Origin of the sequence: Methylacidimicrobium cyclopophantes, from assembly GCF_902143385.2 — a bacterium.
Taxonomy (GTDB): domain Bacteria; phylum Verrucomicrobiota; class Verrucomicrobiia; order Methylacidiphilales; family Methylacidiphilaceae; genus Methylacidimicrobium; species Methylacidimicrobium cyclopophantes.
Genome location: NZ_CABFUZ020000134.1, coordinates 1 through 8,735 on the forward strand (window position 1 = coordinate 1; position 8,735 = coordinate 8,735).

11 protein-coding genes are annotated in these 8,735 nt (G+C 60.8%); 4 read left to right on the forward strand and 7 right to left on the reverse strand.

Annotated features, from left to right (window positions below):
* Positions 1-98: 98 nt before the first annotated feature.
* From FN369_RS06245 to aroC, 4 genes are all read right to left on the reverse strand, one after another.
* Positions 99-308 carry a YgaP family membrane protein gene (locus tag FN369_RS06245; protein ID WP_142525330.1) on the reverse strand — a complete coding sequence of 70 codons (210 nt, stop codon included), beginning with the start codon at positions 306-308 and terminating at the stop codon, positions 99-101.
* Between the two features lie 101 nt (positions 309-409).
* The gene (locus FN369_RS06250) at positions 410-1,339 is read right to left on the reverse strand and encodes an NAD(P)H-dependent glycerol-3-phosphate dehydrogenase (RefSeq protein WP_142525331.1); all 930 of its coding nucleotides are present in this window, start codon (positions 1,337-1,339) and stop codon (positions 410-412) included.
* A complete protein-coding gene (gene plsY, locus FN369_RS06255) occupies positions 1,336-2,007 on the reverse strand; it encodes a glycerol-3-phosphate 1-O-acyltransferase PlsY (RefSeq protein ID WP_142525332.1) in 672 nt (223 codons plus the stop codon). The genes FN369_RS06250 and plsY overlap by 4 nt, the downstream gene beginning before the upstream one ends.
* Positions 1,989-3,083: a chorismate synthase gene (aroC, locus tag FN369_RS06260; protein WP_142525333.1), complete on the reverse strand. Its 1,095-nt coding sequence runs from the start codon at positions 3,081-3,083 to the stop codon at positions 1,989-1,991. Before aroC ends, plsY begins: the two co-directional genes overlap by 19 nt.
* 75 nt (positions 3,084-3,158) lie before the next feature.
* On the opposite strand from aroC, the gene FN369_RS06265 reads away from it, so the two are divergent.
* Genes FN369_RS06265 through FN369_RS06280 form a run of 4 tightly spaced genes read left to right on the forward strand, consistent with a single transcriptional unit; the run spans position 3,159 to position 6,115 of the window.
* Positions 3,159-3,785, forward strand: a complete 627-nt coding sequence (locus tag FN369_RS06265; protein WP_142525334.1) for a shikimate kinase — start codon at positions 3,159-3,161, stop codon at positions 3,783-3,785.
* Positions 3,770-4,582, forward strand: coding sequence for a pyrroline-5-carboxylate reductase (gene proC / locus FN369_RS06270; RefSeq protein WP_178087717.1), 813 nt, complete (start codon positions 3,770-3,772; stop codon positions 4,580-4,582). Before FN369_RS06265 ends, proC begins: the two co-directional genes overlap by 16 nt.
* Positions 4,583-4,591: 9 nt before the next feature.
* Positions 4,592-5,257: an O-methyltransferase gene (locus FN369_RS06275; RefSeq protein ID WP_142525336.1), complete on the forward strand. Its 666-nt coding sequence runs from the start codon at positions 4,592-4,594 to the stop codon at positions 5,255-5,257.
* Between the two features lie 48 nt (positions 5,258-5,305).
* Positions 5,306-6,115, forward strand: a complete 810-nt coding sequence (locus FN369_RS06280) for a thioredoxin domain-containing protein (RefSeq protein WP_178087718.1) — start codon at positions 5,306-5,308, stop codon at positions 6,113-6,115.
* 66 nt (positions 6,116-6,181) lie between these two features.
* Here the strand turns inward: FN369_RS06280 and FN369_RS06285 are convergent, their stop codons facing one another.
* The 3 genes from FN369_RS06285 to truB are packed head-to-tail and all read right to left on the reverse strand — an operon-like array spanning position 6,182 to position 8,430.
* Positions 6,182-6,721, reverse strand: coding sequence for a DUF2165 family protein (locus FN369_RS06285; protein WP_142525338.1), 540 nt, complete (start codon positions 6,719-6,721; stop codon positions 6,182-6,184).
* Positions 6,722-6,732: 11 nt separating this feature from the next.
* A complete protein-coding gene (locus tag FN369_RS06290; RefSeq protein WP_142525339.1) occupies positions 6,733-7,677 on the reverse strand; it encodes a bifunctional riboflavin kinase/FAD synthetase in 945 nt (314 codons plus the stop codon).
* A gap of 39 nt (positions 7,678-7,716) precedes the next feature.
* Positions 7,717-8,430, reverse strand: coding sequence for a tRNA pseudouridine(55) synthase TruB (gene truB, locus FN369_RS06295; protein WP_142525340.1), 714 nt, complete (start codon positions 8,428-8,430; stop codon positions 7,717-7,719).
* Positions 8,431-8,735 lie beyond the last annotated feature (305 nt).

The following is an 8,735-nucleotide window of genomic DNA, read 5'->3' on the forward strand; positions in this document are numbered from 1 at the left end:
AGGCGAGCGCGAGGCGAGGGGTCGCCACGCTCGCCAGCAATAGGAGCAAAACGCCACTCCCTGCCGAACGAAGGGGTGACATGGGACCCGGTCGGCTCCTAGTTGGCAGTCCTCTGTGTCGGACCGTGGCGCTGCTCAAGCTTGCGGAAAACATTTTCCGCCGGGCAGAAGCCGGTAAAGGCCGACTGGAGAAGATTCAGGCCGACAAAGGCTGTCAAAAGTAGCCACCAGGAACTCCAGAGCGACAAAAGAAGGCTGATCAGAATCATCGTTCCTGCCAGCACGCGCACTTTTCGTTCGATGCTCATAAATCGGCTCCCTCCTCGCTTCTCAATCGAGAATTACTCCATGGTCTGTCAACTGTAAAGCGACAGGTTATGACAACCCTTGGCGAGACGACGACTCTCGCCTAGCCGTTTTCCGGGGCGGCTTCGCGTTCCAGCAAGTCGAGCATGGAGCGACGTATCGCTTTCCCCTCAAATAGTATACGATAAATCTCGTCGGCGACCGGCTTTTTGATGTCGGCAACGGCTAGATTGTCGCGAACCGAAGCGGCGGTCGGAACTCCTTCCACGACGCTTCCGATCCTCGCAAGGGCTTCCTTCAAGGAGATGCCGCGAGCCAGGTGATAGCCGAGCAGAAAGTTACGGCTCTGCCGACTTCGCGCGGTCAGGATCAGATCTCCGAGGCCGCTCAGACCTGCGAAAGTCTCCGCACGCCCGCCGAGCCGAAGCCCCAAGCGGGTCATTTCCGCTAAACATCGAGTCAAAAGGCTAGCCGAAGCATTTTCCCCAAGCTCCAATCCGGTGCAGAGGCCCCCCGCGATTCCATAGACGTTTTTCAAAGCTCCTCCGATTTCCACTCCGGCAAGATCGGATGAGCGATAGACTCGGAATCGACGGTTGTGGAAAAGCTGCTGTACCCGGGCGGCAAGCGCTTCGTCTTGAGAGGCTGCAACCGTCGCAGCGGGAAGGCCTTGCTGAATCTCTGCGGCAAAATTCGGTCCGGAAAGGGCGGCGAGCCGATCTGTGCCCCAGACATCACGCACGATCTCGGTTACCCGGAATCCGGTGCGGATTTCCAATCCTTTCCCCAAGCTGAGTACGGGGACGGCGGGCGCCGGCAGCCGTCGCAGAGTCTCCCGGATATGCTGCACTGGAATGGCCAGGCAGAGGAGCTCAAAGCGTCTCGGCCAAGCCGTCAAGGTATGATGGACGAAAAACGTCGTATGCCCATTCTCGGTGAGAATCGCGCCCGCGGCTCTCCCCCAGCGCCCTTCGCCTAAGATGCAGACGCTCGTAGAGCGTTCGGGAGCCTCTCTCGGGCCGATTTCGTTCATGCGCCGGATAGATCGTTTTGGTTCTTGCGGCCAAAGCGAGATTCCTGGCCTTGGATCAAGCGTCGGATATTGCTCCGATGTCGAAGGATGGCCAGCAGCGAGGCGAAGATCGAGAAAGCGAGAAGCACCGACCGGCCCGGGTAAAGAAGGCCGGTCGCGATCGGGAAGATCAGCGCGGCTCCGAGAGAGGCCAGGGAAACGATCCGGCAGAGGAGAAAGAGGCTGGCCCAGGTTCCGAGGACGACGAGAAAGGCCCAAGGGGTCAATGCCAGCAGAACACCGGCCGAAGTGGCGATTCCTTTCCCGCCTCGACCCCGAAGCCAAGGGGTGAAATTGTGACCGAGAATGGCAGCGAGGCCGGCGAGCGAGCCGAGCAGATCCGTCATGGGAACGGAGAGGGCCGGGGAGAAGTGGAGTCCTCCGATCGCGGGCAGTGCACCCTTGAGAAAATCCAGCACGAAGATCCCGCAACCCCATCGCGCGCCCAAGATGCGCCATGCATTGGTCGCCCCGATGTTGCCGCTTCCCTGAGTCCGCAGGTCGATGCCTCGGAGACGGCCGATGCAGTAACCGAAAGGAATCGATCCGAGGAGGAAGCTCGCGAAGAGAAGCGCCGTCGCCCACCCCATTTGAGACAAGGAGAGAGGACTCATCGTAAAGGTTCCCATTCGAGCGCCTTCTGCCGGAGCGCGTGATCGGCCAGAACCAGACGGGTCATTGCTTCGACGATCGGAACGGCGCGCGGAAGCACGCAGGGGTCATGCCGTCCCCGAGCGCGAAGAACGGTCGGCTCACCTTTCTCTGTGACGGTTTCTTGGGGGAGGGAGATTGTAGCCACCGGTTTCAAGGCCACGCGAAAGAAGAGATCCTCCCCGTTGCTGATTCCCCCTTGAACGCCGCCGCTGAAGTTTGTCCGGGTACGAACCCTCCCTGCTTCGCAGTAAAAGGGATCGTTATGCTCCGATCCGCGGAGCCGCGCACCGGCGAAACCGGAACCCAGCTCAAATCCCTTTGCCGCAGGGATCGAAAGCATCGCTTTTGCGAGGTCGGCGTCGAGCTTGTCGAAAACGGGTTCTCCCAAGCCGACCGGCATGCCGCGAACGCGGCAGCTGATCACCCCTCCGACGGAGTCTCCCGCCTTACGGGCCTCGTCCACGAGCCCGATCGCATGGGAAAGCGTGGTCGGGTCGGGCCAACGGAGCGGGTTGGCCTCGATGGACTGCGCATTCAAGGCGGAAGGGGGCTCCGGTGCCGGAAACCCGTGCACCTCCGAAACGTAGGCAACGACTTCCAGAGAGGGAAAGACTCGGCGCAAGAACTGTCCGGCCACCGCGCCACCGGCCACCCGGCCCACGGTTTCCCGTGCGGAAGCGCGCCCCCCTCCCATCCAATTCCGGACCCCGTATTTTGCTTGGTAGGTGTAATCGGCGTGGCTGGGACGAAAGGTTGCCCGCATCTGCTCGTAGGCTTCGGGACGCGCATCTTCGTTGCGCACCCAAAGCAGGATGGGAGTGCCCAAGGTTCGTCCTTCGAAAATGCCCGAGAGGATCTCTACTCGATCCCCTTCCTTCCGTTGCGTGGTGAGGCGGCTTTGACCCGGCTTTCGTCGATCCAACTCCCGTTGGATATCCTCTTCCGAGAGCGGCAAGCGCGGCGGACAGCCGTCGACCACCACGCCCACGCCGCCGCCGTGGGATTCGCCCCAGGTAGTAATCCGAAAGAGGTGGCCGAAGGTGTTGGGCATGGCGTATCGTTCCTATCGTGCGCGAGACAAAAAGTTTACCATAATTTTGTAAGCGCCGGTGAGAATTTGGTTTTCATGGCAAGGATACTCTCCGAGGGAATCGGTTCGTCCCAAGAGCGGATCGGGACGCCGCAGGAAGAGAGCCGCAGTTCCGCAGCCTTGGCGCAGCGGCATCTTGTGCTTGTGGGGATGATGGGTTGCGGGAAGAGCTTTCTCGGTCGCTGGTTGGCTCGCCGATCTGGCCTGCCGATCTATGATTTGGATCGGATCGTGTCGCGCCGGGAGCAGAGCTCCATCTCGGCTCTCTTCGAGAAAAAAGGGGAAGCGTATTTCCGGCAGAAAGAATCGGAGGCCTTGCGTTGGGTGCTTGCCGAACCTCCTGGCATCCTCTCAACCGGGGGAGGCACGTTTGTTGTCAGCGAAAATCGACTCCTGCTCCTGGAGCACGGGATCGTTTTTTATCTCGAGGCCCCGGTCGATCTTCTCGCGGCTCGACTTCGCAAGAGCCGGGGCAGGCCTCTTCTGGCCTCCGTGGTCGATCGCCGACAGGCTCTTCAGGAGCTGCTGCGGGAAAGAGAGCCCTTTTATCGGCTGGCTCACGTCACGGTCTCCGTTGCCGAACGGAGTAGAGAGGAGTTGGGCGAGCGAATATGGAGGTCGTATTGCGAAAGGGCGGGCAGGACAGGATGGGAATCAAGATAGGGTTTTTGGGGGCCGGCCGGATCGCTCGCGCGCTGGCGCAGGGCTTGCTGCGGGACCGGGAAAACTCATGGGATCTGGTCGCTTCCACGCGGACCCGGGAGAGCGGCGAAGCCTTCGTCAAAGCGGTCCCGCGGGCGCGGCTCTATCCGCAAGAGCGAAACCGGGAGCTCGTTCAAGAAAGCGACATCGTCTTTCTTTGCGTCAAACCTCGCGAGGTTGTCGGCGTTCTGCGCCAGGTTCGTCCGGCGACCGTGGGCAAATGGATCGTTTCCGTCGCCGCCGGCGTATCCCTGGCGTCGATGGTCGAGGAGGTCGACCCTTCCGCCCGAATTCTTCGCGCGATGCCGAATCTCCCGTCGCTTGTGGGTCAAGGGGTTACGCCCTATTGCCTCGGTCCGGGCTGGAGCGCTTCGGATCGAGAGCAGGCCAAGAAGTTGCTTGAGCGTTTCGGAGTAGCCGTCGAGCTTGAGGAGAGATTCTTTCCCCTCGTTACCGTGCTTGCCGGTTGCGGGCCGGCCTATTTTTGCGCCTTTCTCATCCCGCTGCTAGAGTTTGCCACGGAGCGCGGCCTATCCGCCCCGGAGGCTCGGCGGATGCTTTTGTCGACCTTCTCCGGAGCAGCGGAACTCCTCAAGCAGACCGAGCTCGATCCGGCCGAGGTGGTTCACGAGAGCCGAACGCCGGGAGGGATCACCAATGCGGCCATAACCGTCCTGGAGCAGAAGGAGTGGCAGGCGACCTTGCGAAGCGCATTGGATGCGGCATGGAGCCGAGCCAAAACCTTGGAAGAGTCGTGAGGAGTCGCCATGGCATTGCAGAAGTATATTCGACTCGACGATGCTCTTTGCGCTTATGTGCGCGATCACCGAAGCGACCGGACAGACCCGGTCTGGCGCGATTTGCGAGAGGCAACGATCCGGCTCGGCGCGGTCGCGGAGATGATGATTCCGGAAGAAGAGGCGGCTTTGCTTTCCGTTCTGGTCGGGGCATTGCGCGTTCGTCGAGCGATTGAAATCGGCACTTTTACGGGCGCAAGCGGCCTGGCGATCGCCCGCGGTTTGGCCGAAGGGGGAACGCTTATAAGCCTTGACAAAAACGAGGAATGGACTCGAATCGCGCAGGATTTTTGGAGAAGGGCCGGCGTGGCCGACCGGATCGACTTCCGCCTCGGTGCGGCGCTCGCCAGCCTGGAAAGTCTTGCGGAAGAGCCGATCTTCGACTTCGCCTTCGTCGACGCCGACAAAACCGGCTATGACTCCTACTACGAAAGGCTTCTTCCGCGAATGCGGACGGGAGGGGTGCTCCTTTTCGATAATATGCTTCGGGAAGGGCGGGTTCTTGAGAGCGACTTGCCCGATGATCCGGATACGGCGTCCATCCGCCGCCTGAACGAAAAGTTGCGGGAGGATTCCCGCATCGAGGGGGTGCTTCTGCCGATCGCGGACGGGATCTACTTTTGCCGGAAGCGCTAGCGTTCTCTTGCCCGACTCGGATTGATAGGAGATCTTAGTCGCATGTCGATGAGGAATGAGGTCGAGGACTTCGCTCGGGATGTTTTGGAGAAGAGCCGCACGATCCCCATCCTGGTCGATTTCTGGGCGCCGTGGTGCGGTCCCTGTCGGATCCTCGGACCGGTGTTGGAGCGGCTTGCGGAGCGAGCCAAAGGCCGCTGGGAGCTCGTGAAGGTCAACACCGAGGAGGCGCCCGAACTAGCGCGGGAATTCGAGGTCTATAGCATCCCCGATGTCCGTCTCTTCGTTGGAGGGAAGCCGGTGGACGGATTTGTGGGAGTTCTCCCCGAAAGCGAGATCGAGAAGTGGTTGGAAAAGGCGATCCCGATCTCGCGATCTGCCCGTTACGAAAAGGCGGCCCGGTTCTTTGCGGAAGGGCATTGCAAGGAGGCTGCGGAATTGCTTGCGCAGGAACGTGCGGAAGGAGTGCGCGATCCCGAGGCTTCGCTCCTCTACGCCCGCTCGACCGTCTGCTCCGATCCAAAGCGGGCGCTGGAAGCGCTCGGGTCGGAGGTGGTTGCCCAGGATCCTCCATTGGCGGAAGCCATTCAGGAGTTGGGAAATGCGCTTCTTTCCCCGGTGAAACCGGATGGGGAGATCGACTCGCGACTCTCTCGCTACTTTCAGGGTTTGGAGGCTCTTCGGAACGGACGGGTGGAAGACGCGATGGAACTTTGGATTGGCCTTCTGGAAGAGGAGAGGGGGTTCCTGGGTGGAAAGCTGGTGCGGATCTGTCGTGCTCTCTTTCAAGTTTTGGGATGGCACCATCCGCTCACCGATCGGTATAGCCGCCGCTTTTCCGCCGCGGTGCATGTTTAGCCCGCCTTCTTCCGCTGTCGGCAGAAACGGTATCGCGATTGTTTCCGCTGCCTCGCCTCCGAAAAATTACGAGGAATGGTTCCTCTCCGGAGGGCGGGATTCGGGAGATCCTTCCGGTTGCGTCAAATAGAGCAAGCTGAGCGCTGTCACGGCGAACATCCGAGCGGCCACATCGAGCGCCGTGGATAACGGACTCCGCCAGATCTGAAACCACTCGCCGGCCAAAATCAAAAAAAAGAAAAGCCACTCGATCAGTCCGCAGGTGAGGCCTAGCACCGCCCAGCTCTTTGCCCGAACAAACTCTTGGCTGTTCCCGGACCAGGCTCGAAGGAGCTGCACCGTCCCGGCCATGCAGAGCAGTGCGGTGACCAACTCCCATGCCACAAGCCCCCCGAAAATAAGCCGGCAGGCGTGCGGCGAGTGCAGGGCGCGCCAGCCTAAGGACGAATCTCCGGGAACCGTGTCCATGGAAAGCACATGGACGAGATAGATCCAGTTCGCGGAGGGATCCTCGATGTTGTCGATCGCCGCAAGGAAGAAGTAGATCCCGATTAAAAGAGGCAAGAGGATCTTGGAAGCCCGAAGAACCAGGAGCGAGAAGGGCATCGGCTTCTGCCTTAGCGTATTTGCGCAAAGTGATTGCGGGCTGCAGCGATGTCCGCCGCGATCTGTGCGCGAAGCTCTGGGACATTGTCGAAGCGCTTCTCCTCGCGCAGGAAATACCAATCTGTCACCTCGACCTCGGCACCGGACAGGTCTCCGGAGAAGTCGAGCAAGTGAACCTCGAGAAGGGGATCCGGGTCCGATCCGAAGGTCGGCCGCCGGCCGTAGTTGGCTACTGCAGGAAATTCCTCCGGAATCCGGACTCGGCAAGCATAGACCCCTTCGGGAGGAAGGAGTTGGGTGATTCCGCCAAGATTGGCCGTCGGGCTGCCGAGCCGATGGCCGATGCCGGATCCGGAAGTGACCCTGCCGATGATGGAATAACTGCGTCCTAGCCACCGTTCGGCGTCCTCGAACCTCCTCTGTAGAAGCGCCTCGCGGATCCGACTGCTTGCCACGCGTTGTCCACCGTCCAAAAGCGGCGGAACGATCCGAACCGCAAAGCCTCGTTTCGAGCCGATCTCCCGAAGGGTCTGCACGTCTCCGGCAGCGTCGCGGCCGAAGCGAAAATCTTTTCCGACGACGATAGTCTGTAGGTTGGGAAAGATGCGAGCAATCTGCCCCAGGAATTCTTCCGGCGAGGTCTCCCGAACTCTCTGGTCGAAATGGATCACGAGCACGAAACGAGGACCGGCGGCGGCCAGCAATCGGATCTTCTGCTCCGGCGTCGTCAACCGGGGTGGGGCCTGCTCCGGGCGGATCACCACGAGCGGATGAGGCTCGAAGGTGAGCACGGCGCAAGCCGCTGGATCGGAGGAAAGGGAGAGGAGTTGGCGGAGAACTTCCTGGTGTCCCCGGTGAACCCCGTCGAAGAATCCGATCGAGATGTGGAGAATTTCCGGCCGCGGGGAAGCTTCGAAAAGCGATAGGGTCGAGATCTCTCTCTCTGCGTTGCCCATGGAATCGCCGCCTTCCGAGCCTGCGTTGTTGCCTCCGGTCTATCGTCTCCGAATGCGGGAAACCTCGGGTAGCGGCAAGACGTATGGCAGGAGCTCCTCTCCGTGTTCCATCTGCTGCAGCGTCGGAAAGGGAAGCGCCTCTTCCACCGAGAAGTTCCCCGATTTGAGCCGGCGCAATTCCGCGAGGTGGGCACCGCATCCCAACGCCATGCCTATGTCATGGCAGTAGGTCCTTACGTAAAAGCCTTTGCGACAGCAAATCTCGAAGCCGACCAGCGGCGACTTCCACTCGAGGATCCGGTAGGAGAAGACATGGACCATACGTGGTGGCCGTTCCACCACCTTTCCCTCCCGAGCCAGCTTGTAGAGCGGCTTTCCATGGTGCTTGATCGCCGACACCATCGGGGGAACTTGGGGAAACTCTCCGGAGAATTTTGCGAAGACCGCTTCGAGCTGCTCAAGGGTGAGAGGACGGACCGGGCGCTCCTCCACGATCCGGCCGTCGGCGTCTTGGGTATCCGTGATCTGGCCCAGCCGCATCACGCCGCGGTACTGCTTGTCTTCGGCCATGAGGAGATCTTGAATGCGGGTGGCCCTGCCGAGAACGAGGACGAGCAGCCCGGTCGCCAAGGGATCCAGCGTGCCGCAGTGGCCCACTTTCCGCAGGCCGAAGCGACGCCGCAGGAAATCCACCAGATCATGGGATGTGCATCCCTTGGGTTTGTCTAAGAGGAGAACGCCGTCAATTTCCATGGAAAGAACTACCGGATCGGATTTCACGCGAATGCTCCGTGAGAGATCGGCGGTACGCCGCTCGATCGACTCGATGGGCTCGTCGGGCTTGGTTTTCCATTCTCACGCTCTGTTCTCGAGATCGCCTTCGGTCGAAAACCGGCACGCCTTGCTGGCGAGCCCGAGGGCGTCCGGTCTGGAAGATCATGCCCATATCCCGCTTATGAGTCGGTCCGCAAGAGAGGAACGAGCTTTTCGAGTAGTTGCGCTTCGACTTCCGCCGCGGGCAACGGGGCGCGAGCGCCCGCGGCGCAGCGGTGTCCCCC

Bases quoted from the DNA above. Each gene is read 5' to 3' on its own strand.
- FN369_RS06245 (WP_142525330.1), bottom strand. From the start codon at position 308: ATGAGCATCGAACGAAAAGTGCGCGTGCTGGCAGGAACGATGATTCTG.
- FN369_RS06250 (WP_142525331.1), bottom strand. From the start codon at position 1,339: ATGAACGAAATCGGCCCGAGAGAGGCTCCCGAACGCTCTACGAGCGTC.
- plsY (WP_142525332.1), bottom strand. From the start codon at position 2,007: ATGGGAACCTTTACGATGAGTCCTCTCTCCTTGTCTCAAATGGGGTGG.
- aroC (WP_142525333.1), bottom strand. From the start codon at position 3,083: ATGCCCAACACCTTCGGCCACCTCTTTCGGATTACTACCTGGGGCGAA.
- FN369_RS06265 (WP_142525334.1), top strand. From the start codon at position 3,159: ATGGCAAGGATACTCTCCGAGGGAATCGGTTCGTCCCAAGAGCGGATC.
- proC (WP_178087717.1), top strand. From the start codon at position 3,770: ATGGGAATCAAGATAGGGTTTTTGGGGGCCGGCCGGATCGCTCGCGCG.
- FN369_RS06275 (WP_142525336.1), top strand. From the start codon at position 4,592: ATGGCATTGCAGAAGTATATTCGACTCGACGATGCTCTTTGCGCTTAT.
- FN369_RS06280 (WP_178087718.1), top strand. From the start codon at position 5,306: ATGAGGAATGAGGTCGAGGACTTCGCTCGGGATGTTTTGGAGAAGAGC.
- FN369_RS06285 (WP_142525338.1), bottom strand. From the start codon at position 6,721: ATGCCCTTCTCGCTCCTGGTTCTTCGGGCTTCCAAGATCCTCTTGCCT.
- FN369_RS06290 (WP_142525339.1), bottom strand. From the start codon at position 7,677: ATGGGCAACGCAGAGAGAGAGATCTCGACCCTATCGCTTTTCGAAGCT.
- truB (WP_142525340.1), bottom strand. From the start codon at position 8,430: ATGGAAATTGACGGCGTTCTCCTCTTAGACAAACCCAAGGGATGCACA.